The sequence below is a fragment of the Microbacterium sp. NPDC091676 genome (assembly GCF_044756645.1).
Taxonomy (GTDB): domain Bacteria; phylum Actinomycetota; class Actinomycetes; order Actinomycetales; family Microbacteriaceae; genus Microbacterium; species Microbacterium paraoxydans_D.
This window is the reverse complement of record NZ_JBIVTI010000001.1, coordinates 1,707,492-1,730,711: the sequence shown is the minus strand read 5'-3', so window position 1 is coordinate 1,730,711 and position 23,220 is coordinate 1,707,492. Positions and strand designations below refer to the sequence as shown.

Sequence of the window (23,220 nt, the reverse complement as noted above, 5' to 3'; positions counted from 1 at the left end):
CGACCCACCCCCTTCCGTGCGAGCCGCCCCTTCACGGACGCTCGCAGGGGGCCGGGACGCACGGAAGAGGGTGGGTCGACGGAGGTGCCGCGGCGGATCCTGTCGCGAGCCGACAACGACAGGCGCGGACGGGGCGGCCGATGGTTGGAGGATGCGGACAGGGGACTTCGTGTCGTTTTGTCGCACACCTACCATGAGAGGCATCCACCTTCGTCTCTCCGAGAGGAACGCTCATGGTCGACGCCGCCGTCCGCCCTTCGACGACACCTGACCCGCGCGAGAGCGCGACCGCCCCGCGGATCGATGTCGCCCGCCTGAACGACGCCCTGATGGGCACCTGGGGCGACGTGCGCCGCCAGGCCCGCGAGATGATCAAGGACTCCGCGTTCTGGCGGAAGGACGAGCTCGGCAAGGACGACCACCGCGAGCGCGTGCTCAGCCAGCTCCACCTCCTCGTCGACAACAAGGCCGTGCACCGGGCGTTCCCGAAGCGCTTCGGCGGCGAGGAGAACAACGGCGGCAACATCGCCGGATTCGAGGAGCTCGTCGCCGCCGACCCGAGCCTGCAGATCAAGTCGGGCGTGCAGTGGGGCCTCTTCGGCTCCGCGATCCTGCAGCTCGGCACGAAGGAGCACCACGACACCTGGCTCCCCGGTGTCATGGACCTGTCGATCCCCGGCGCGTTCGCGATGACCGAGATCGGGCACGGCTCCGACGTCGCCGCGGTCGGCACCACCGCCACCTACGACCCGGAGACGGAGGAGTTCGTCATCCACACGCCGTTCCGGGGAGCTGTGAAGGAGTACCTCGGCAACGCGGCGCTGCACGGCATCGCGGCGACGGTCTTCGCCCAGCTCATCACGAACGGCGTCAACCACGGCGTGCACTGCTTCTACGTGCCCCTGCGCGGCGAGGACGGGGTGGATCTGCCGGGCATCGGCCGCGAGGACGACGGCCTCAAGGGCGGACTGAACGGCATCGACAACGGCCGGCTCTCCTTCGACCAGGTGCGCATCCCGCGCACGAACCTGTTGAACCGCTACGGCGACGTCGCCGCGGACGGTACCTACTCGAGCGCGATCGACAGCCCCGGCCGCCGCTTCTTCACGATGCTCGGCACCCTCGTGCAAGGACGGGTCTCGCTCGACGGCGCCGCTTCCTGGGCCTCCGCGCTCGGTCTGCACATCGCGATCACCTACGCCACGCAGCGTCGCCAGTTCGACGGTGCGGACGGGCAGGAGGTCGTGCTGATGGACTACGGCAAGCACCAGCGCCGTCTGCTCCCGCGCCTGGCCACCACGTACGCGCAGATCTTCGCGCACGACGAGTTCCTGCAGAAGTTCGACGGCGTCTTCTCCGGCCGCACCGACACCCCGGACGACCGGGAGGACCTGGAGACGCTCGCGGCGGCGCTCAAACCGCTGTCGACCTGGCATGCGCTCGACACGCTGCAGGAAGCCCGCGAGGCGTGCGGCGGTGCCGGCTTCATGTTCGAGAACCGGCTCGTCGGGCTCCGTGCCGACCTCGACATCTACGTCACGTTCGAAGGCGACAACAACGTCCTGCTCCAGCTCGTGGGCAAGCGGCTGCTGACCGACTACGCGAAGCAGTTCCAGGGCAAGGACGCCGCGGCGCTCGCGCGCTACGCCGTGGGGATGACCGCCGGCAAGGTGTTCCACGGCGCCGGCCTCCGTCAGCTCGGTCAGGCGGTGACCGACTTCGGTCAGGTCGCCCGGTCGGTGGAGCGCGGACTGCGCGAGGAGCAGCAGCACGACCTCCTCGCGGGCCGCGTGCAGCAGATGGTCGCCGACATCGCGACCCGGCTGCGTGCCGCCGGCAAGGACAAGGTGCTCGGGGCACGGCTGTTCAACGAGAACCAGGCCGAGCTCATCGAGGCGGCCAGGGCGCACGGCGAGCTGCTGCAGTGGGAGGCCTTCACCGACGCCGTCCACGCGATGGACGACGCCGAGACGAAGAAGGTCATGACCTGGCTGCGCGACCTCTTCGGTCTGCAGCTCATCGAGAAGCACCTCGCCTGGCACCTCATCCACGGGCGGCTCTCCACCCAGCGGGCGGCGGCGGTGTCGAGCTACATCGATCGGCTGTGCGCGCGGCTGCGTCCGTACGCGCTCGACCTCGTGGATGCGTTCGGCTACGAGCCCGAGCACGTGCGGGCTCCCATCGCGAGCGGCGCGGAGAAGCAGCGGCAGGACGAGGCCCGCGCCTACTACGCCGACCTCGAGGCCACCGGTCAGGCTCCCGTCCTGGAGAAGACCCTCAAGCGGCAGAAGCGCTGAGCGGTCGGCCCGGGCCGCACAGACGGCCCGGGCCCTCCGGACAGCGGATTCATCGGCGGGGGCGGATAGTCTCGGCGAGTACCGACCCGAGGAGCATCATGTCGACCGTCACCGCCTACGCCGCCCCCGCCGAAGCCGCCCCGCTCGAGAAGACCGTCATCGAGCGCCGGGAGCTGGGCCCGCACGACATCCTCATCGACATCGCCTTCGCCGGCATCTGCCACTCCGACATCCACACCGTCCGCGGAGACTGGGGCCCGCAGCAGTACCCGCTCGCCCCGGGACACGAGATCACCGGAACGGTCGCCGCGGTGGGATCCGAGGTCACGAAGCACGCCCTCGGCGACCGCGTCGGTGTCGGCTGCCTGGTGAACTCGTGCCGGGAGTGCGTGTACTGCCTCCGCGGCGACGAGCAGTTCTGCACGCAGGGCGCCGTCGGCACCTACGGAGCGGTCGACCGCGACGGCACGATCACCCAGGGCGGCTACTCCGAGCAGGTCGTCGTCACCGAGGACTTCGTGCTGCGCATCCCGGACGCCCTGCCCCTGGACGCGGCGGCTCCCCTGCTGTGCGCGGGCATCACCACGTACTCGCCGCTGCGGCACTGGAAGGTCGGCCCGGGCACGCGCGTCGCGGTGGTCGGACTCGGCGGCCTCGGTCACATGGGCGTCCAGATCGCGCACGCCCTCGGCGCGGAGGTGACCGTGCTGTCGCAGACGCTCGCGAAGCAGGACGACGGCCTCCGCCTCGGCGCCGACCGCTACTTCGCGACGGGCGACCGCGACACCTTCCGCGACCTGCGGGGCTCGTTCGACGTGATCCTCAACACCGTGAGCGCCGTCATCGACCTCCGCTCCTACCTCGGGCTGCTCGACGTGGACGGCACCATCGTGTGCGTCGGTGCTCCCGCGGAGGCCCTCGCCCTGAACGCGGGGTCGCTGATCGCCGGACGACGCTCCATCGCCGGCTCGAACATCGGCGGCATCCGGGAGACCCAGGAGATGCTCGACTTCTGCGCCGCGCACGGCATCACCGCGCAGATCGAGGTCATCCCCGCCTCGGCCATCAACGAGGCGTACGAGCGCGTGCTCGCATCCGACGTCCGCTACCGCTTCGTCATCGACGCCGCCACCTTCGCCGACTGACCCCGCCCCCGTCCGCTCCCGGTCCGTCCGCGCCCCGGTCTCGCCGGTCCCGGTCCCGCCCGTCCCATCCGGTGTGGGATCAAAAGCGCCCCTCCGGTGCGCGAATGAGGAGCGATATCCATCCCGCGACCGTCGAGTCGCTGGGCCAGGACGGAAAAGGCTCTGGATGAGGGCCGCGCAGGTACAGTTCTGATCCCGCGCTGCTCTCGGGAGCGCTCCGCGCGGAGGACGAGGTGTGGGGGCGGAACGGACGCACCAGGTCACGGCAATCTGATGCGGGACGGGAAGGGTGCCGCGGATCCGCCTCGAAGGGCCTGTTTTGATCCCGTGTCGGAGGCCCGCGGGTGCGGGATGGGAAAGGTGCCGCTGGGCCGTTTCGGAAGGACCTTTTCGATCCTGCGTCGGTGGTGCGGGGCGGGACGGGACCGGGGGACGGGGGGACGCGGGCGGGGGGATGCGGGCGGGGACGGGGGTGTCGGTGGGGGTGGATACGGTGAGGGGATGACCTCCCTCCTCCTGGGGCCTGACTCCCGCGCGCGCTGCGCCTGGGTCGGCGACGACGCAGAATACCGCCGGTACCACGACGAGGAGTGGGGGACGCCGCTGCACGGGGACCGCGCGCTGTTCGAGAAGATGGCCCTGGAGGGGTTCCAGGCGGGACTGTCCTGGATCACGATCCTGCGCAAGCGCCCGCGGTTCCGCGAGGTGTTCGCGGGGTTCGTGCCCGAGGCCGTGGCGGCATTCGACGACGCGGACGTGGAACGCCTCATGGGAGACGTCGGCATCATCCGCAACCGCGCCAAGATCCTCGCGACGATCGGCAATGCGCGCATCGTGGAGTCGATGGCGGACGGGGAGCTCGACGCCCTGATGTGGTCGTTCGCCCCGCCGGCGACCGGAGCGCGGCCGCGCGAGTTCGCCGACGTCCCCGCCGTGACGGCGGAGTCGACCGCGCTGAGCAAGGAACTGCGGCGCCGCGGTTTCCGCTTCGTCGGCCCGACGACGATGTACGCCCTCATGCAGTCGGCGGGCATGGTGGACGACCACATCGAGGGGTGCTGGAAGGCCTGACCTCGCGTCGGAGAAGAGCGCGGGGCCACAGGCCCTCGCCCGATATACTCGGCACATCGGGGGATCCCCCGGCGCACGACGCCGGGTGGCTGCAGGCGCGCGGTCTCCCATCAGACCGTGAGGAGCAGGAGTGGCAACGCGCATGGCAGCGACACCGCCGACGCTGGCGGGGTACAGCTACGTGCGTCCGCTCGGGTCCGGCGGCTTCGCCGATGTGTTCCTCTACGAACAGGACATGCCGCGCCGCGTCGTCGCCGTCAAGGTCCTGCTCGCGGATGCCGTGAACCCCGAGGTGCTGCAGACCTTCAACGTGGAAGCCGACATCTCCGCGCGGCTGAGCGCCCACCCGTCGATCGTCACCATCTACCAGGCGTCCATCTCGGCGGACGGGCGGCCGTACTTCGCGATGGAGTACTGCCCCGACACGATGAGCGCGCGCTACAAGAAGGCCCCGCTCCCGCTCGCGGAGGTGCTCGACATCGGCGTGCGCATGGCCGGCGCTCTGGAGACCGTGCACCGAGCCGGTCTGCTGCACCGCGACATCAAGCCGTCGAACGTGCTCATCAACTCGCTCGGCGCGCCCGTGCTGGCCGACTTCGGCATCGCGGCCGCCGTCATCGAGGAGGGCGAGGGCGAGACCATCGCGATGTCCGTGCCCTGGAGCTCCCCCGAGGTGCTGCAGGAGCGCGTGTCCGGATCCATCCCCAGCGAGGTCTGGAGCCTCGGCGCGACGCTGTACACGCTGCTCGCCGGCCGCAGTCCGTTCGAACGCGCCGACCGCGGCTCGAACTCGCGCGATCAGCTCACCGACCGGATCATCAAGGCGCGCTACACCGCGGTGCCCGTTCCCGGCATCCCGCCGATCATCGACGACATCTTCGCGAGCGCCATGCACCGCGACCCCGCGAAGCGGCCGGCGAGCATGGCGGAGTTCGCGGAGAAGCTGCGCTGGGCGCAGTACGAGCTCGGCATCTCGCCGACCGCGTTCGAGGCGGCGTCGGCGGAGTGGGCGGCGGCTGCTCCGGTGAACTTCTCGGATACCGCCGTCCGCGGACCGGTCATCACGACGGTCGCCCCGGACTCGCGACGGGCCGCCCGCGCCGCTCAGGCCCAGGCCGCCCCCCGGGAGCGCGACGACATCCCCGCGGGCCCCCGTGGTCGCAGCAGGTCGCCGCTGGTCGTCGGCATCGTCGGGGCGGTGATCGGAGCCGCCGTCATCGCGGGGCTCGGGACCGCTGCACTGTTCCTCACCGGGGTCCTCTGATGGCAGCGGGGAACCGTGCCAGGGCGGAGGTCGCGAGCCCTTCTCGGGGGCGGCTGATCGCGCTGGTCTCGGGGATCCTCGCGCTCGTGGTCGTCGTGGCGCTCGCGGTGACGGCACAGGGGTACCAGTCCCAGGAGGTGCCGCGACTCGAGCCCTCCGTCTGGGTCATGCGCGACAGCGGGCAGTACGCACGCGTCAACACCGAGCTCGCCGAGATCGACACGGTCCGCGACGTCGACGACCCCGAGGCGGTCTGGCAGAGCGGCTCCAGCACCGTGCTGTTCGCGCAGGGGAACCGGCAGCGCTGGGACATCGATCCCGCGAGCCCGGCCGATCTGCTCTCGGACAGCGCGGACGAGGGGACGCCGCTCGCCTCGCAGCCCACGCCCGCCGGGACGCGCGACGTGCTCTCCGCCGGCGCCTACGGGGCCTACCGCACCGACACCGGCCAGGTGTCGGTGTCGACCCTCGCGGCCGGAGCGGGCACGGCCCTCGTCGATCCCTTCGCGGAGGTCGAGGTCGAAGAGGGGGAGGACCCTCCGACGTACACCGCCGACGCGATCGGGCTGTCGCCGGACGGGCTGCTCGTGCTCTACTCGGCGGACGAGGGGGCCGTGCGCCGCTTCGACGTCGACGAGCACCGGTTCCTCGGGGACGAGTCCCCCGTGGCCGAGGCGCCGGAGGCGGGCGAGGGGCTGGCGATCGCGGTCGTCGGCGAGCGCTGGGCGATGCTGCAGCCGAGCTCGGGCGCGCTGTGGCTCTCCGGGCGCGATGCGGCGGTCACCCTCGACGTCGCCGAGGACGCACGCCTGCAGCGCGGTGCCGCCGAGGGCGACGCGGTGCTCGTCGCCGACTCGGACGGTCTCGTCTCCGTGGACCTCGCGTCCGGGGAGGCCGACCGGGTGGCCGAGGCCTCCGGCGTCCCCGCCGCACCGGTCACGGTCCGCGGGGAGACCTACGCGGCGTGGCTCGACAGCGGCGGCGGAACCCTCTGGAGCGCAGGGGAGACCACCCCGCTGCAGGTTCCGGACGAGACGCTCGACGCGGCCGCCATCGACCCGGTCTTCCAGGGCAACGGCGATCGCGCGGTGCTGGTCGAGAAGGGCACCGGGCTCATCTGGACGGCTCCGGAGGGCGTGCTGATCCCGCTCGAGCAGTGGAAGATCGAAGACGACACGGAGCAGCAGGAAGGCACGATCGTCGTCGAGGACGTGGCGGAGCAGCTCCCGCCGGTCGCCGTCGACGACGCGTTCGGCGTGCGGACCGGGGAGCAGGTCATCCTCCCCGTTCTCTTCAACGATCACGATCCGAACAAGAAGGACGTGCTCACGATCGACCCGGACTCGGTCGCCTCCGGGCTGAGCGACCCCGACTTCGGGGATCTGTCCCTCGTGGCGAACGGCCAGTCCCTCGTCGTGAACGTGAAGGCCGGCTCCGGGCAGACGAGTTTCACGTATGCCGTGACGGACGGCGCCGCCGTGTCGCCCCCGGCGACCGTGACCCTGACGGTGGTCGATCCCGGGGTCAACTCCGCCCCGGTGTGGTGCGGCGTCGACGCCTGTACCCAGGAATGGCCCACGCCGCAGATCCTCGCCGGCGGGAGCACCATCGTCTCGGCGCTCTCCGGATGGGTCGACCCCGAAGGCGACGCGTTCATCCTGAGCGACGCCTACGAGACGGACTCCTCGGCTCCGGTGATGGTCGCCCCGATGGCCGACGGCCGGGTCGCGATCCGGCACACCGATCCCAACGCGGCGGATGCCGTGATCTCGATCACGGTCGTGGTGCAGGACGTGCACGGGGCGACCGCGGAGAAGACCATCGAGGTCCAGGTCAGCGGCAGTCCGGCGCTGCAGGCGTCGGCGGTCGCGGTGACCGCGCGCGTGGGCGAGCGGCAATCCCTCCGCATCTCCGATCACCTGTCCGGAGGGTCGGGCTCGTACCGCCTCGTGGACGCCGTGCAGACCGCCGCGACGGCGCAGGGCTTCGAGGTCACCCCGAACGCCGCCTCGGGCACCGTCGACCTGACCGCCGCCGAGCCGGGCCAGTACGTGGTCACCTACACGGCGCAGGACGTCACGACCCAGGCCGAGCAGTCCGCGGTCATCCGCATCACCGCCGTCGACGGCTCCGCGGCGCTCGCGATGGCGCCGTTGACGGCGTTCGTCCGCGAGGGCGAGGACACGACCGTCGACGTGCTCCGCGCGGTGCAGAACACCAGCGGACGGGTGCTGCTGCTGTCCGACGCCGTGAGCTCGACGCCCCAGCTCAACGTGCGCGTGGTCGGCAGCGAGAGCCTGCGGGTCAACGGCACGACGGAGGACGGCGAGCCCGGCCTGATCGGCAAGGCCACCGTCACGGTCGCCGACGGCGCGGGCGGGGCCGTGCAGGGCACCGTCAGCGTGTTCCTCACTCCGCCGTCGACGGTCACCCGGCCGATCGTCTTCCCGGACGCGGTGACCGTGCGGGCCGGTTCGCTCACGCGCATCGAAGTGGCGGCCAACGATGTCGCACCGCGCGGGGAACCGCTCCTCGTGCTCCCCGAGGTCACCGGATCCGGCGAGCCGGACGAACTCGTGTTCGCCGACCGCAACGCGCTGCGCTATCTGGCGCCGAAGACTCCCGGCACGTACCGGCTGACGTACTCCGTCTCCCTCGAACGCAATCCGTCGCTGTCGGACGACGGCGTCGTGACGGTCACGGTGGTGCCGCCCGGCACGAACAGGGCCCCCACCCCGACCGCGCTCACCGGCCGCGTCCTGAGCGGCCAGACGGTCTCCATCCCGGTGCCGACGACCGGGATGGACGGCGACGGCGACCGCGTGGTGCTGTCCGGCGTCGAGCAGCCGAAGAAGGGCGGCGGCACGGCCACCATCTCGGCGAGCGGCGAGGCGATCGTGTACCGCGCGCCGGCCGGAGGCGTCGACGGCGGCCAGGTCTCGTTCCGCTACAGCGTCCGTGATCCGCAGGGCGAGGAGGGGAGCGCCGCCGTGCGCATCGGAGTCCTGGATGCGGACGTCGACGACGCCGCCCCGGTGACCTTCAGCGACTACGTCCGCGTCGAGGCGGGCTCCCGCACGCCGGTCGTGCTGGACCCGCGCTCGAACGACCTCGACCCGGCGCAGAGCGAGCTCGAGATCACCGAGCTCGTGCCGAATGCGCCGCCCGTCAAGGGGAACCCGCTGTACGACCGGTTGAACGCGCTGATCGACTCGGACACCTCGCTGAAGGACGGCCGGGTCGTGCTGCGGGCTGGTGAGACCGCCGGCACCAACTCGTACTTCTACACGGTGAAGTCGTCGCGTACGGGAAGCACGGCGCAGGGCCTCATCGTGGTGACCGTCACCGACGGCACGGTCGCCGACCAGCCGGTCATCGCCGACACGGTGCTCACCGCGCGCGACCGCGACGATCTCGCCGATCGCGGCATCGACGTCGTGACCGACCGGGTCCGCTGGCCCTCCGGCGACGTCGGCTCGCTGCGGCTCCGCCTGTGGGGCGAGCAGCCGGGCTACTCGGTGCAGGGGAACCGCATCGTGGGCACCGCGCCGAAGGAGGGCGCTCTGGTGCCCTTCCAGCTCACCGGCACGGCGGCGGGCGGACGCGACGTCGTCGCCTACGGGTTCCTGCGCATCCCGGCGTTCGACGACATGCAGGTGCAGCTCGTCCCCGGCGCGACGCCGGTCGTCGTGGACGAGGACGCGGCCGTCTCCTTCCCCGTGCAGGACTACGCCGACCTCCCGTCGTCCGATGCGGTCGAGATCGGCACCGGATCGTTCACCGCGCAGCGGGCTGCCGCGTCGTGCACCGCCGACGGTCCGCGCGAGGCGGAGTACCGGGCCGGCCGCGAGGCGCCGTGGTCGGACACCTGCCTGATCCCGGTGCGCCTGGAGGGGCAGAAGCGGTGGTCGTACCTCGACGTGCCCATCAGCGTCCGCCCGTCCGAGCCGCAGCTGCTGCTCTCCTCGATCTCGCACACGATCGCCCCCGGGGCGACGGAGAGCGTCGACCTCTACGCCAACATGGCCGCGTGGGAAGGGGGTCGGGAGGGCAACGCCTCCTCCCTCGAGTACCGCATCGTCTACTCCGGCTCGGCGTTCCTCGTCACGCAGAGCGGCGGGAAGCTGACGATCGAGGCGCGCGCCGATGCGCGACCGGGCAACACCGAGAACGTCAGCGTCACCGTGCCGCAGTACGGACAGCCGTCGGCCTCCGTCCGCCTCGTCGTCGGCGCGGCCCCGCCGGACGCCCCGCGGGGAGCGACCTTCACCAAGCAGTGCGTCGTCACGAGCGCCAACTGCTCGATCGACGTGGTCGACGTCGCCGGGGAGTACGATCCCTTCGCCGGGAAGCCGGGATCGGGGCTGCGCCTCATGTCGCTCGGGGCCGGCGCGCGCTGCGACGTCGCCTCGGTCTCGACGGCGGGCGCCAAGACCATCACGGCGAGCTGGCCCGGCGGCGGGCAGGCTCCCGGCGGACAGTGCGTGATCCCGTTCGTCGTGTCGGATGCGCAGGGGCGCACCGGCACCGGCACGCTGACCCTCGACCTCCAGGGATTCCCGCAGGCCCCGGCGAGCGTCACGACGGTCGGCTTCACCCGCACGACCGTCGCTCTGGAGGTGCCGCTCGGCGAGGCGGGACGCGCGCATCCCGCGGTCTCCGGTGTGACCATCCTCCAGGACGGCGCCCCGGCGAACGCGTCCTGCAGCCCGGCCGGCGCCGTCTACCGCTGCACGGTCAACGGGCTGACGAACGGCGCCCCGCACACGTTCGCCGCCGCGGCCGTCAACGCCGTCGGCACCTCGGCCGCGACGTCGCCGCACACGAGCTGGGCCTACGCCGCTCCCGTCGTCTCGAACGCGACGGCCACGCCGGAGTACCGACCGGGCGTCTCCGACCGGGGACGCGGGGCGGTCCGGCTGTCGATCGACGCCGCCGACGACGCCGTCTCGTTCCGGATCGAGGAGACGGGCGAGGTCATCAACCGCTCGGGGGCGACCACCACGGCCGAGATCGCGCTGTCCCCGGGAGCGCAGACGCTGACGATCGTCCCGATCAGCCAGTTCCAGCCGCCGACCGGCGGCGGCAACGAGGGCGGCGGGTTCCGCACCTCGGTGACGGTCGCCGGCTCGGTGTACTTCGACCCCGCGGCGACACAGGCGACGGTCGTCTCGAACACGGCGGTGAACGTCTCCGGCATCGCCGCGCAGGCCAACGGCAGCGCCAAGGGCGTCCAGGTCGTGTACGTGGCGTGGCGGTCGGGCAACGTCAGCTGCACCGCGCGCGGTGACGGCACGCTCGCGGTGTCCGGCGGAGAGGTGCAGTCCGAGTCCCCCTCCCTCCAGGGGCTGCGGCCGTACCAGCTGTACTCCGTCAAGGCCTGCGCCTCGAACGGCTACGGGGTGGCGGAGTCGTCCACCGCGACCGTCTTCACCTTCACGTTCGTCGACGGCCCCGGCGGCGACACGACCTACACCGTCGCGAAGGAACCCCGGCGCGACGGGAACCACTACGACTACGGCCTGGCCTCGGCCCCGCGCATCGACGTGGAGAACGGCTTCGTGCCGAAGTACTACATGTACGGATCGTGGCGCGATGATTTCGCCCTCACACCGGACTCGTCACCGGGCCAGGTGCTCGCCCGCGCCTGCCATGCCAGCCAGAGCAACTCCTGCTCCGGCGAGGTCACCATCACCGCGACGACCGCACCGACCGTCGTCAACGCCGTGTTCCAACCCTGCATGCCCGTCGTCGAGGGCGACGTCGTGACGGTGTCCGCCGCTGCGCGCGGCTCGTACATCCTCGAGGCGACGCCCCTGGTCGACACCCCGGGCACCTTCGACGTGAAGATCACGTGGACCGGAGCCTTCGCCACCCTGAACCCCATCACGCATCGCGTCACGGGCCTGTGCCCCTGAACGCCGAGCACACCGACACGAATACTCTTTCCCTATGCCAGCCACCGCAGCAGCCCCCGTCACCCTCGCTCCCGAGCAGGCCTCCTGGTTCGCCGAGACGTTCTCGATCCTGACCGGCAACGTCGAGCAGGCGATCCTCGGCAAGCGCCACGTGGTTGAACTGGTCCTCGCCACCGCCGTCAGCGGCGGCCACGTCCTCCTGGAGGACTATCCGGGGACGGGCAAGACGGCGCTCGCCCGCGCCGTCGCCCAGACGGTCAACGGGACCAGCAGCCGCATCCAGTTCACGCCCGACCTCCTTCCGGGAGATGTGACCGGCATCACGGTCTACGACCAGAAGGAGGGCACGTTCGAGTTCCATGCGGGTCCTGTCTTCGCGAACATCGTGCTCGCCGACGAGATCAACCGGGCGAGTCCGAAGACCCAGTCCGCGCTGCTCGAGGTCATGGAGGAGGGCACGGTCACGGTCGACGGCGTCACCCGGTCCGTCGGCTCCCCGTTCCTCGTGATGGCGACGCAGAACCCCATCGAGCAGGGCGGCACCTACCGGCTCCCGGAGGCGCAGCTCGACCGCTTCATGATCAAGACCTCGATCGGCTACCCCGACGAGGCGGCGACGATGCGCATCCTGCAGGGCGCCGGCCGGCCGAAGACGGTGCTCGACGGCATCGTCGACACCGACACGATCCTGACGATGGCGGAGATGTCGCGCGGGGTCTACGTGAACCCGCTGGTGTCGGACTACATCATGCGCATCGTCGACGCCACGCGGCGGGCGTCCGAGGTCCGTCTCGGCGCCAGTGTGCGCGGGGCCCTGGCGCTGTCGCGGCTGGTGATGACGTGGGCGGCCAAGAACGGGCGCACGTTCGTGACGCCCGACGACGTGCGCGAGCTCGCCGTCGTCGCCCTCGCGCACCGTCTCGTGCTCGAACCGGAGGCCGAGTTCGACGGGGTGACGGCCGTGGCCGTGGTCGGACAGATCCTCCTCGACGTCGAGCCTCCGCGCGAGAACGGCACTGCGTGACCTTCAGCACCGAATCCCGCCTGACGCGGACGACCGCCGGCACGAGCACGTCGACGCGGACGTCCACCGTCACGCGATACGACCGCACGCGCCGCGGTCCCGTGCGCGGTGCGGTCTTCGGCGCGCGTCGGGTGGTCCGCTCCGTGCGGCGCGCGAGCAGGGCCACGGTCGGCTGGGTCCGTGAGACGGTCACCACGGCGGGCATGCTCGTCGCCGTGGCCGTGGTGCTCGGCGTGCTCGCCGGGCTGCTGTTCGGCTGGGTGGAGGCCTGGGCGGTCGCCACGATCGCGCTCGTGCTGCTGGTGGCCTGCGTGCCGTTCATCCTCGGCGCCCATGACTACCGGATCGATCTCGTGCTCGACCGCGACCGCGTCGTCGCGGGTGCCGAGATCGGTGCGACGCTCGACGTCCGCAACACCGGCGACCGCCTCTCGCTCCCCGGCGTCGTGGACGTGCCGGTGGGGGAGGGCCTCGTCGAGGCGCACGTGCCCCTGCTCCGACCGGGTGCGCACCACCGCGAAGAGCTGACGATCGCCGCGCACCGCCGCGGCGTCATCGACGTCGGCCCCATGACCATCACCCGCGGCGACCCCATCGGGATCCTCCGCCGAGAACTCCGCTGGCCGGACGTGCAGCGCATCCATGTGCACCCGGTGACCGTGCGGCTCCCCAGCACCAGCGCGGGCCTGATCCGCGACCTCGAGGGCACGCCGAGCACCACCCTGGTGGACGCCGACCTCTCCTTCCATGCCGTGCGGGAGTACGTCGTCGGCGACTCGCCGCGCCACATCCACTGGAAGTCGACGGCGAAGACGGGCACCCTCATGGTGCGGCAGTACGAGGAGTCACGGCACGCGCGCATCGCCGTCATCCTCGACCTCGACCCCGAGTCCTACGCGAGCGACGACGAGTTCGAGAACACGGTCAGCGCCGCCGCGTCCCTGGCGTTGCAGGGCGTGCGGGACGGCAGGGACGTGCTCTTCTCGGTGAGCAACGAGATCCCGGAGCACGGCCGCGCCGAGGTGCTGTCGATCCGCACGCTGCCCACGGTCACCCCCAAGGCGCTCCTCGACGCGACCTCCACGATCGATCAGGCGGCACGGGTGATGCGGCTCGAGGCCGTCACCGCTCTCACGGCGCAGTCGTACCCCGACCTCTCGATCGGGTTCCTCCTCACCGGCTCGCTCCTGCCTCTCGAGCGTCTGCGGCACGCGGCGGTGAAGCTCCCGGCGGCCGTGGAGGCCGTGGCGGTGCGCAGCGAGCTCGGTGCGCAGCCGACGATGCGGACGGCCAGGGAGCTCGCGGTGATGACCCTCGGGGCGCTCGGCGACCTCCCGCAGATGCTCGCCCGAGGAGCCCTGCGATGAACGCGGCCGGACCGAAGCGCGGGCGGCCCCGTCGCGGTCTCCTGCCCTCGGCCCTGACCCTCTGGTCGCTGGGATACGTGCTGGTCGGCGTGCTCCTCGCCACAGCGGCCGCCTGGCCCGTCTACGAGTCGTCCCGAGCCCTCGCGGTGGGGATCGTCGGCGGCCTCCTCGGCATGGCCGTCGCCGTCGTCGCGCGCGTTCTGCGCTGGGGCACTCTGCTCGGGGCGCTCGCCGCCGTCGGGGTGTACCTGGTGGTCGCGGTGCCGCTGGCGATCCCCTCCGCGCTCACCTCTGTGCCCGCATTCCTCGGCGGCGTGCGGGACGCGGTGCTCGGGGTCGTGCTCGGGTGGAAGCAGATGCTCACGCTGAACCCGCCGCTGGGTGAGTACCAGGCGGTCCTCATCCCCTTCCTCGTCGTGATGCTGTTCGGCTCGTTCGTGGCCACGCTCCTCGTCTGGAGCGGGGGCAGGCGGGCGGTGGCCGCCGTCCCCGTGGTCGTGACGATGAGCGTCTTCGGCATCGCCTTCGGCGTGAGCGGCACGTCCTCCCCGGTGTCGGTGGCCGGGGTCGAGCTCCCCGCCCCCCGGGAGTGGCTGATCGGCGTCGCCGTCTTCGTGGTCTCCCTCGTCTGGCTCGTCGGACGCACGCGGCTGCAGCGCGCCGCCGCCCTGCGCAGCGTGGCGGCGGCCAACATCTCCCGCCGTGCGACCCCCGCCTGGCTCACCGTGCGCCGGCACCTGCTCTCCGCGGGGCTGGCCGTGATCGCCCTGGCCGCGGGCTTCGCGATCGCTCCCGCGGCGGCCGGCTGGTCGGACCGCTCCGTGCTCCGCGACGAGGTCGAGCCGATGGTGGTGGTGCAGGAGCAGCCGAGTCCGCTCAGCTCCTATCGAGCCTGGTTCGCCGGCGGCATGCTGGACACACCGGTCGTGCAGCTGGAGGGCGATCCCGGTGCCGTGGATCGCCTCCGTCTGGTCACCCTCGACGCCTACGACGGCGAGGACTTCCACATCGACGCCGACGACCGCTTCAGCCGGCTGCCCCGTTCGGCCCTCCCCGGCTCCGGTCGGGTGACGATGCAGATCACGATCGGCGAGGGCTACCGGGGGATCTGGGTCCCCTCGCCTGCCGGTCTCGCCGAGGCGCCCGCCTTCTCCGGGGAGCGGGCGGACGCGCTCGCCGACGGCTTCCACGTGAACGCCGACGGCGACACCGCGATCACCGTCGCCGACGCGCCGGGCGGCGGGGAGGGGCTGGTGCCCGGGGATCGCTACACCGTGCTCATCGATGCGCCGGGGAAGCCCGGTGACCTCACGGCGCTTCAGGGCGGCCGCTCGACCCTCGACACCGATCGGTACCCGGCGCTCGTCGAATGGGCCGAGATGCAGGAGCAGCCGCGGACCGGCGCCGGCTACCTCGAGGTGATCGATCGCCTGCGCTCCCGCGGTTATCTCAGCCACGCGCTGCTGGAGGACGACGCCGCCGCCGGGTGGATCGCCGCGCTGCAGCAGTCCGAGGGCTATGCCTTCGCGCCCAGCTATGCCGGACACTCCGCCGCCCGCATCGAGGAGCTCTTCACGGCGCTGACCGAGCAGGAGCGGCGGGCGGGCGCCGACGCGAAGCCGGAGATGCTCGTGTCGGCGGTCGGCGACGACGAGCAGTTCTCCGTGGCCGCGGCCCTCCTCGCGCAGCATTGGGGGCTGGAGTCCCGGGTGGTGATGGGCGCGCGCCTCGCCGGCGCGGACGAGGTCCCGGGGATCCCCGCCTGCGGCGACGTGTGCACCGGCGCGAACATGAGCGCGTGGGTCGAGGTGCGCACCTCGGGGGGAGAGTGGATCCCCGTCGACACCACGCCGCAGTACGCGATGCTGCCGAGCACCCTCACCGAGGGCGAGCAGCTGCCGGAGCATCCCACCGTCCCCGAGCAGCCGCGGTCCGAGGCGCTGGACCCGCCGCAGGCGCAGAGCGATGCGAACAACGACGCGCCGCCGCTCGAGGAGCCGGCGTCGGAGGTCCTCGCCGTCCTGCTGCCGATCCTCCGGGGAGTCGGCCTCGGCCTCCTCGCCCTGCTGCTCCTCGCCCTGCCTTTCCTCGTGCTCCTGGTCGCGAAGAGCCGACGCGCACGCGCGCGCCGCACGGCCGCGGATCCCGAAGTCCGTCTGGCGGGCGCCTGGGAGGAGCTCGCCGACGTCTACGCCGATCACGACGTGCCCATGTCCGGGCAGGGCACCCGGACGCAGCGCGCGCAGTCGAGCGGTCGCGCGGCCGCGCAACGCCTCGCCGCCCTCGTGGACCGTGCCGTGTTCGCCGAGCACCCGCCGACTCCCGAGGACGCGGCGGCCGCGTGGGCCCTCGTGGACGCGGAGCGGGCGGAGCTCGCGAAGACGGGGACACGGTGGCAGCGCCTGCGTGCCCGCATCCGGCCGACCTCGTTCGTGGCCAGGACGCGGTCGCTGCGCCTCCCCGGCTTCGGTGCACGACCCATGCTCGGTACGCTCGGATGGACCGGTTCACTGGATGACCGGAAGAAGGGGGACTCATGACCGCGCCCGCGGACTCCGGTCTGGCCACGATGCTCGCCGTCATCGTCGGACTCGGCCTGCTCGTCGGCCTGGCCGTCTACGTCTGGTACGCCCTCGCGCTGTCGCGCCTGTTCCCCCGGATCGACGGGGAGGGGTGGAAGGGCTGGGTGCCCGTCCTCAACGAGGCCGAGATCCTCGCGCGCGGGGGAGTGCCCGCCTGGTCGGTGGTGTTCTACTTCATCCCGATCGTCCAGCTCTACGGGATCTACCTCAAGGTCGTCGCGACGCACCGGATCAACCGGCGCTTCGGGCGGGGCGCGGGCATGACCGTGCTCGCCATCCTGCTGCCGCCGGTCTGGGCGACCGTCCTCGCCTGGGGGCCGGCGCCCTATCCGGAGGGGGATCGTCTCGCGGCGCTCCAGCCCGGTCCGCGCCGCAGCGCTCCGCCGGCGACGGCTCCGGCGCGCGATGCGTCGGGGTACACGATCCCCTCCCTCGCCCCGGCCGGGACCGGATCGCCGGAGACGCCGTCCCTGATCTTCCCCGACTACGCTGCGCCGCCCGCGGTGGTTCCCGCCCCGAGCGCGCCGCCCGCCGAGCCGGCGGCCCCGCGGTCGTTCGCTCCGCCCGCCGCTCCCGCGCCGACCCCGTCGTCCGCGCCTCCGGCGCCGTCTCCCACGTTCGCACCGCCGGCACCGCCGGCGCCGTCTTCCGCCGCCGCGCCGGCCCCGCCCGTGCCGCCGACGGTGCCCGTCCCGCCGGCTCCCGTCCTCCCGCCCGCCGCGGCCCCGGCCGCCGCGGTGTCGCCGCAGCCCTCGGTTCCGGCGCAGCCGCCGACGGGCATCATGGCCGCGATGGGCGACGTGCCGCCGGCCGCTCCGCAGCCCGCGCCCGCGCCGGTCGCCCCGCCGGCGGAGGAGGCCCCGGCCCCCGCGCCGACGACGGACGCGAATCGTGTGGTGCGCCCGGTGCCGCCGTCGTTCCGCGACGGCGGTCAGACCGAGGCCCCGCCGATGCCGACGATCCGCCCCGTCCCGTCTCCGGCCGATGCCCCCGCGGCAGGGCAGAGCGCGCCGGTACCTGTCCCCGCTGCGCCCGAAGGCCTCGTCGCCGATGTCGACAAGACCGTGGTCACGCCGCGCCCGACCGACGACGACCTCGATGCCACGGTGGTCGTCGCCCGCAAGCGCGGGGTGCGGCGGGTCCTCGTGCTGGACGACGGCCGTCGGTTCTCGCTGTCCGGCGCGAGCGTCGTGATCGGCCGGAACCCCACCGGGGAGCCGGGCGAGCAGCGGCTGGCCATCCCGGACACCACCCGTACGCTCTCGAAGACGCACGCCCGCCTGGTGGTGCAGGAGGACGAGTGGCGTCTGACCGACCTGCACGCGACCAACGGCGTCGTCGTGGTGGCCGACGACGGCTCCGAGACGCTCCTGGACGCCGGGGAGAGCGTGGTCGGCACCGGCCGGTTCATCCTGGGCGAAGTGGGCATGCACGTCGTCGCGGAGCGCGATTCGTGACCGTGGAATCCGTCGTCCTCCGGGTCGCCGCGCTGACCGACACCGGGCTCACGCGGACGGCCAACGAGGACGCGGTGCTCGACGCGCGCCCGGTGTTCCTCGTCGCCGACGGCATGGGAGGGCACGACGCCGGTGACCGCGCCAGCGCGGCCGTCGTCGCCGCCTTCGAGCCGTTGCGCGGGCGGGCGGTCGACGTCGGCGACATCAGCGACGCGCTGAGCCGTGCCGCAGCGGTGGTCGAGGACATCGCCGCCGCGCACACGCGCGGTGCGGGCAGCACCGTGACGGGTGTGGCCCTCGTGGATCACGAGGGTGCGCCGCACTGGCTCGTCTTCAACGTGGGGGACTCCCGGGTCTACCGGCACCACGGTACCGAGCTGGCGCAGCTCACCATCGACCACTCCCTCGGACAGGAGCTCGTCGATGCCGGTGAGCTCCGCCCCGAGGACCTGGCCTCGTTCTCGCGCCGCAACGTCATCACGCGCGCGGTCGGGGCTCCGGACAGCACCGCGGACAGCTGGCTGCTCCCCGTCGTCGACGGCGAGCGGCTGCTGCTGTGCTCCGACGGACTCACCGGCGAGGTGAGCGATGAGGCCATCCGCGCGACCCTGACCATGAACGGCCGCCCGGAGACCGCGGCGGCGGCCCTCGTGCGCCGCGCCCTGCAGGGCGGAGGGCGCGACAACGTCTCCGTCCTGGTGATCGACGTCGTCTCCGGCGGCGCACGCACGCGTCCCGACGACGCCACGGGCGGACGGGCCGCCGTGTCCGCGGTCACCGATTCGATGCTCGAGGGCACGACGGTCCCGGTGCGGGCGCGATGAGCGACGACGAGGCCGAGGAGACCGTCATCCTGACGCGCCGGGACCGCCGGCGCGCGGACGCGGCTTCCGATGCCGCGGCTCCGGTCGCGGAGGTCGCGCCCGACGACGCGGAGGAGGCCGTCGACGACGCCACCGTGGTCGTCGATCGCTCCGCATCTCCGGCGGAGGAGGCCGTCGACGACGCCACCGTGGTCGTCGACCGCTCCGCCCCTCCGGCGGCCGACGCCCCCGAGGACGCCACCGTGGCGGTCGCGCGTCCGGCTCGGCGCCTGCGGCGGAAGAAGGGTGCCGCCGCAGGGGGCGACGGCACCGCACCCCAGGCCGCCGGACCGCGCTTCCGCGTCGACTCCTTCGCCGCCCCGGACGGCGCACCGGCTCCCGCGATCTACAAGCCCCGTCCGGCTCCGCGCACTCCCGTCGCTCCGCCCGTCGTCGTCGGGGCGGCCGCGCCCACGCGGGTGGTGGAGCCCGGGCTGCCGTCCGTCGCCAAGCAGGCGCGGCGGTGGAGCGTCGTCACCCTCGCCGGGACCGTCGGGGCGGGCGTCGTGTCGGTCGTCGGGCTCGTCGCGCTCGGCTTCGTCGTCTTCGGCTGAGGAGGCAGGCGCCGTGCGGTCCTCGCTAGGGTGGGACGTCGGGAGAGGGGACGGACGGATGGATCAGGGTGTGAAGCGGTCGGCGACGACGAGCAGCACGTCGCGCAGGCCCCGTGTCGCCGGCGTGTTCGCCCTCGTGCTCGGTGCTCTGACGACGATCGTCGCGATTCCCTCGCTCGTCGCGGCGTGGACCGATCCGGGATTCCTCTTCGCGGGTCTGGTGGCTCTGGTCGTCGCAGCGGTGTCGTTCCTCTTCGCCGGCTTCGCCTTCCGGTTCGTCCGGGAGCCGTCGACGAGGCTCACCGCGATGACCCCGCTGCTCTGGCTCGTCGCGGCGGCGCTCTTCGTCGGTGTGCTGGGCAGCATGGGGGCGTTCGTCTCCGGTCAGGTCGTTCAGAACCAGCAGAGCGCGGCCGTCGGGCTGCTCCTGCTGCCGTTGGCGGGTGGGGTCATGGTCACCGGTGCGGTGCTCGTGGGTGCGGTCGTCAGGGCGCGACAGGCGGCAGCCGCAGGCCGCTGAGTCGGCTCAGCGCCGTCGTTCCCCGATCGGCCGGTGGGAGCGGAGGTCTCCCGCGAGCGGGCGCGCTTTCCACGTGAGGAGCAGCAGCGTCTCGAGCGCGGCGGACAGCACGACGGCGTAGAGGAGGAGTCCGAGCCACCCTTCGGCGCCCACGGCGGTCAGCGCCGAGAAGACCAGGGCGAAGACCACGATCAGACCGGCGAGGGCGAGGAGCCGATCGGTGGCCGCGCTGCGCTCCGTGTGCCCGCCGCGGCGAGCGAGGGCGAAGGATCGCGCGGCGGCCGCGCCGAAGCCGGCCGTGAGGAGGATGTTGCTCGGCAGGGAGAGCATCCCGGGAGCCACGGTCTGCGTCCACAGATCCAGGGTCACCAGCAGCCCGACCACGCTCATGACGCCGAGGAGGATCGCGAGGACGCCGCGCCGCCGCGCGGCCCTGCGCACGCCATCGACGGGGGAGGGACCCGTGGTGATCATCGTCTGTCCGCTCCCTCAGGCCTCGGGTTCGGGGCGGTCGAGGAGGCCGCCCTGTCGTTCGACCTCGACCGCCCCCTCGGCGGGGGTCTCCCGGCGCCGCCGGAGGACGATGAGGATGCCGAGGACCCCGAGCAGGCTCGCCCCGGCGATCGCGGCGATCAGGGCCACCTCGCGGGTGAGGACGAACGGCGGCACCCCGTGGTCGGGCTCGACGCTCACGACCGGGGGCCGCACCGCGCTCTCCGCGGTGTCGAAGAAGGGGCTGACCGGCCCGCGGGTGGTGGGGTCGGGGAGGAGCTGGATGGCGGCGGACGGCCGGATGAACCCCCAGCCGTTGACGTCGTCGCGGTTGTCGGCATCCGCGCGGAGCGCCGTGGCCGTCAGTCGATACGCCCACCCCGCCGGAGGATCGTCCGGGTGCGCCTGGGCGACCAGGGCCGCCGCCGCGCTCACGTAGCCCGTCGCGTAGCTCGATGCCGGGGCATCGGAGGCGAACAGGCAGTCGCCGCCGCCCGTCGCCGCGGTGAGCACGTTCGCGCCGGGGGCCGTGACTCCGACCTGCGGACCGTGGATCGAGCTGTCGGTCGCGAGGCCGTCCGCATCGGCCGCGCTGACGCCGAGGGCCTGCTCGTAGGCGGCGGGATATCGGGCTCCGTCTTCGGCCTCGGGGTCGGAGGCCCTGTTGCCGCCGCTGGCGACGACGAGCGCCCCGACGGCAGCCGCGTGCTCCACCGCTCCGCGCAGCGCAGGCGAGTCCGTCTCCTGTGACGACGAGACGTTGATGATGTCCGCGCCGTTGTCCGCCGCCCAGTTGATGCCGTCGGCGAGGCGCTGGGCGCTCGGGCCCCACCCCTTGTCGATGTCCTGCGGCGAATCGCTGCGGAACGCGCGCACCGACAGCAGGCGCGCGTCGGGGGCGAGCCCCACCACGCCGGAGCCGGAGACGGGCTGCGCCGCGATCTGCCCGGCGATGGCGGTGCCGTGCCCGGTCAGATCGCTCAGGCCGTCAGTGCGTTCCCCGTCGCCGACGAGGTTCACGCCGCCGACGACGACGCCGGCGAGGTGCGGATTGCCGGCGTCGATCCCGGAGTCGACGACCGCCACGACGACGCCCTTCCCGGTGGCGAGACGGTTCGCATCCTCCGCCCCGAGGGCCGCGAGTGCCGACGGCGCCTCCGGAGCGAACACCACGGTGCCGGGCTCGCAGGCGCCGGTCGCCATCGACACGATGGTCGTGGGAGCAGCCGGCGCGGCCACCGCGGCGGCCGGCGTCCCCCACACGGCAGCACCCACCACGAGGGTGGCGAGAGCGGCACGGCGGCGCATCACTCGTCCCCGGAGCCGGGCGACTCTCTCGCGGCCTCGGTGGTCAGCGCCGGCCCGGCGGCGAAGAAATCGATCCACGCGCTCGGCACCCGCCCGACGTCGCCGGGGGTGTAACCGAGCTGAGCGAGCGGTCCGCTGGCGGCGTCCTCCGCCGACTCGTCCGGCACGGCGCCCGGGATGGCGTACGCGGTACCGGACTCGTCGACGAGCACGGCCATGCCCACCGCGTCGTCCGACGGGCCGCTCGTCTGCACGAGCGCGCCACCGCCGACCGTGACGGCGACACGGTCGCGGTCCTCCGGCAGCTCGGTGCTCGTGGACCCGAGGACGGTGCGGGCGTCGTCGCCCAGGACCGCGCACGGGGTCTCGCCGGAGGCGAGCGGCGTCAGCGGAAGCGTGGGCCAGTCGTCGCCACCGGCGTTCGGCACGGTGGGAACGTCGGCCACCTCCGCCGGCGACACCTCTTCCTCGTCCGCGCCGGCCTCCTGCGCGCTGCCGAGCAGGTAGAGCTGGTACGCGAGCGGGCTGAGGCGCGCGAGCTCTCCGGTCGCGAGGGCCACGTAGCGCTCGTCCGCGGGGCTGCCCTGCACGTGCACGATCGTGCCCGCCGTCAGGTCGGTCCCCGGCACCCGGGCGCCGACGGCGTTCAGACGGATCGGCTCGAGGTCGGCGCCGCTCTCGAAGAGGTTGAGCCAGCGTCCGTCCACCTCGATGACGTCGCTGGTGCCGAGGCCGACCGCGCGCAGCACCGCGTTGGCGTCGTCGGCGGGGACGGCGTAGCGGAGGCCGTCGGCGATCACGAAGAGCTCGTCGCCGCGCTGCACCACCGCGCCGGTACCCGCCGACGGCTCCGCGATCGGCGTCCCCGACAGCGAGACGGCCGTCCCGGTGGCGTCGTCGACACAAGCCGTCCATGCCGTGTTGATGAGGGCGCTCGGGGTGGGCAGGTCGTCAGGGGCACCGAGGATGCCGATCGAACCGCCGACCGGGATGCCGTCGAGGGCGGCCTGATCCGTGCGCACGACCTTGAACTCGCCGGCGGGGATGAGCAGGCGGGCGCTGGCGGTGTTGATGACGGGGTAGAGCGTCCCCTCGACCGAGACGTAGCGGGCGCCCGTGTCGGTGGCGACGATGAGGCGGTTGTTCTGCCAGTCGCCGGGGAGGCCCGGCTGCATGATGCCCCAGAACACGCCGACGAGGATCACGCCGACGGTGAGGGCGATGCCCGCGATGACGGCGCGCAGCGGCTTGGCGGGTTCGAGCTCCTTGCCGCCGGGGGCGCCGCCGGTGAAGGCGGAGAGGAGACGTCGTCGGCTGAAGCCCTGGGCCTCGATCAGGTCCTTCTTGGTCGCCATCGG

Annotated in this window: 15 protein-coding genes; 12 read left to right on the top strand and 3 right to left on the bottom strand. The window is 72.8% G+C overall.

Going from position 1 to position 23,220, the window contains the following annotated elements:
- Positions 1-233 precede the first annotated feature (233 nt).
- The 12 genes from ACIQID_RS08510 (at position 234) to ACIQID_RS08455 (ending at position 20,062) form a co-directional block, all read left to right on the top strand.
- Positions 234-2,297, top strand: a complete 2,064-nt coding sequence (locus tag ACIQID_RS08510; protein ID WP_331201781.1) for an acyl-CoA dehydrogenase — start codon at positions 234-236, stop codon at positions 2,295-2,297.
- A gap of 98 nt (positions 2,298-2,395) precedes the next feature.
- Positions 2,396-3,442, top strand: coding sequence for an NAD(P)-dependent alcohol dehydrogenase (locus tag ACIQID_RS08505; RefSeq protein ID WP_400283795.1), 1,047 nt, complete (start codon positions 2,396-2,398; stop codon positions 3,440-3,442).
- 501 nt (positions 3,443-3,943) lie between these two features.
- Positions 3,944-4,513, top strand: coding sequence for a DNA-3-methyladenine glycosylase I (locus tag ACIQID_RS08500; RefSeq protein WP_400283792.1), 570 nt, complete (start codon positions 3,944-3,946; stop codon positions 4,511-4,513).
- A gap of 142 nt (positions 4,514-4,655) precedes the next feature.
- Positions 4,656-5,777 (top strand): serine/threonine-protein kinase, encoded by a 1,122-nt coding sequence (locus ACIQID_RS08495; RefSeq protein ID WP_312673887.1) that lies wholly within the window; start codon positions 4,656-4,658, stop codon positions 5,775-5,777.
- On the top strand, positions 5,777-11,695 hold the full coding sequence (locus tag ACIQID_RS08490; protein ID WP_400283788.1) for an Ig-like domain-containing protein: 5,919 nt from the start codon (positions 5,777-5,779) through the stop codon (positions 11,693-11,695). The genes ACIQID_RS08495 and ACIQID_RS08490 overlap by 1 nt, the downstream gene beginning before the upstream one ends.
- Positions 11,696-11,729: 34 nt before the next feature.
- Positions 11,730-12,719 (top strand): MoxR family ATPase, encoded by a 990-nt coding sequence (locus ACIQID_RS08485; protein ID WP_268777672.1) that lies wholly within the window; start codon positions 11,730-11,732, stop codon positions 12,717-12,719.
- Positions 12,716-14,086, top strand: coding sequence for a DUF58 domain-containing protein (locus ACIQID_RS08480; protein ID WP_312673882.1), 1,371 nt, complete (start codon positions 12,716-12,718; stop codon positions 14,084-14,086). Before ACIQID_RS08485 ends, ACIQID_RS08480 begins: the two co-directional genes overlap by 4 nt.
- Positions 14,083-16,626, top strand: a complete 2,544-nt coding sequence (locus ACIQID_RS08475; RefSeq protein ID WP_400283784.1) for a transglutaminase-like domain-containing protein — start codon at positions 14,083-14,085, stop codon at positions 16,624-16,626. Before ACIQID_RS08480 ends, ACIQID_RS08475 begins: the two co-directional genes overlap by 4 nt.
- Positions 16,623-18,125 carry a DUF5684 domain-containing protein gene (locus tag ACIQID_RS08470; protein ID WP_400283781.1) on the top strand — a complete coding sequence of 501 codons (1,503 nt, stop codon included), beginning with the start codon at positions 16,623-16,625 and terminating at the stop codon, positions 18,123-18,125. The genes ACIQID_RS08475 and ACIQID_RS08470 overlap by 4 nt, the downstream gene beginning before the upstream one ends.
- Complete coding sequence (locus tag ACIQID_RS08465; RefSeq protein ID WP_312673877.1) at positions 18,122-18,949, top strand: protein phosphatase 2C domain-containing protein; 828 nt, start codon at positions 18,122-18,124, stop codon at positions 18,947-18,949. The genes ACIQID_RS08470 and ACIQID_RS08465 overlap by 4 nt, the downstream gene beginning before the upstream one ends.
- Positions 18,946-19,542: a hypothetical protein gene (locus ACIQID_RS08460; protein WP_400283778.1), complete on the top strand. Its 597-nt coding sequence runs from the start codon at positions 18,946-18,948 to the stop codon at positions 19,540-19,542. Before ACIQID_RS08465 ends, ACIQID_RS08460 begins: the two co-directional genes overlap by 4 nt.
- 58 nt (positions 19,543-19,600) lie before the next feature.
- Positions 19,601-20,062 carry a hypothetical protein gene (locus tag ACIQID_RS08455; protein ID WP_400283775.1) on the top strand — a complete coding sequence of 154 codons (462 nt, stop codon included), beginning with the start codon at positions 19,601-19,603 and terminating at the stop codon, positions 20,060-20,062.
- A 6-nt stretch (positions 20,063-20,068) separates the two neighbouring features.
- Here the strand turns inward: ACIQID_RS08455 and ACIQID_RS08450 are convergent, their stop codons facing one another.
- Genes ACIQID_RS08450 through eccB form a run of 3 tightly spaced genes read right to left on the bottom strand, consistent with a single transcriptional unit; the run spans position 20,069 to position 23,217 of the window.
- Positions 20,069-20,536 carry a hypothetical protein gene (locus ACIQID_RS08450; RefSeq protein WP_400283772.1) on the bottom strand — a complete coding sequence of 156 codons (468 nt, stop codon included), beginning with the start codon at positions 20,534-20,536 and terminating at the stop codon, positions 20,069-20,071.
- 15 nt (positions 20,537-20,551) lie between these two features.
- Complete coding sequence (locus tag ACIQID_RS08445; protein WP_400283769.1) at positions 20,552-21,862, bottom strand: S8 family serine peptidase; 1,311 nt, start codon at positions 21,860-21,862, stop codon at positions 20,552-20,554.
- Positions 21,862-23,217, bottom strand: coding sequence for a type VII secretion protein EccB (eccB, locus tag ACIQID_RS08440; protein ID WP_400283766.1), 1,356 nt, complete (start codon positions 23,215-23,217; stop codon positions 21,862-21,864). The genes ACIQID_RS08445 and eccB overlap by 1 nt, the downstream gene beginning before the upstream one ends.
- Positions 23,218-23,220: the final 3 nt, after the last annotated feature.

Coding starts and splice junctions, on each gene's coding strand:
- ACIQID_RS08445 (WP_400283769.1), bottom strand. CDS start 21,862: ATGCGCCGCCGTGCCGCTCTCGCCACCCTCGTGGTGGGTGCTGCCGTG.
- ACIQID_RS08490 (WP_400283788.1), top strand. CDS start 5,777: ATGGCAGCGGGGAACCGTGCCAGGGCGGAGGTCGCGAGCCCTTCTCGG.
- ACIQID_RS08450 (WP_400283772.1), bottom strand. CDS start 20,536: ATGATCACCACGGGTCCCTCCCCCGTCGATGGCGTGCGCAGGGCCGCG.
- ACIQID_RS08460 (WP_400283778.1), top strand. CDS start 18,946: ATGAGCGACGACGAGGCCGAGGAGACCGTCATCCTGACGCGCCGGGAC.
- eccB (WP_400283766.1), bottom strand. CDS start 23,217: ATGGCGACCAAGAAGGACCTGATCGAGGCCCAGGGCTTCAGCCGACGA.
- ACIQID_RS08455 (WP_400283775.1), top strand. CDS start 19,601: ATGGATCAGGGTGTGAAGCGGTCGGCGACGACGAGCAGCACGTCGCGC.
- ACIQID_RS08495 (WP_312673887.1), top strand. CDS start 4,656: ATGGCAGCGACACCGCCGACGCTGGCGGGGTACAGCTACGTGCGTCCG.
- ACIQID_RS08485 (WP_268777672.1), top strand. CDS start 11,730: ATGCCAGCCACCGCAGCAGCCCCCGTCACCCTCGCTCCCGAGCAGGCC.
- ACIQID_RS08475 (WP_400283784.1), top strand. CDS start 14,083: ATGAACGCGGCCGGACCGAAGCGCGGGCGGCCCCGTCGCGGTCTCCTG.
- ACIQID_RS08500 (WP_400283792.1), top strand. CDS start 3,944: ATGACCTCCCTCCTCCTGGGGCCTGACTCCCGCGCGCGCTGCGCCTGG.
- ACIQID_RS08505 (WP_400283795.1), top strand. CDS start 2,396: ATGTCGACCGTCACCGCCTACGCCGCCCCCGCCGAAGCCGCCCCGCTC.
- ACIQID_RS08470 (WP_400283781.1), top strand. CDS start 16,623: ATGACCGCGCCCGCGGACTCCGGTCTGGCCACGATGCTCGCCGTCATC.
- ACIQID_RS08510 (WP_331201781.1), top strand. CDS start 234: ATGGTCGACGCCGCCGTCCGCCCTTCGACGACACCTGACCCGCGCGAG.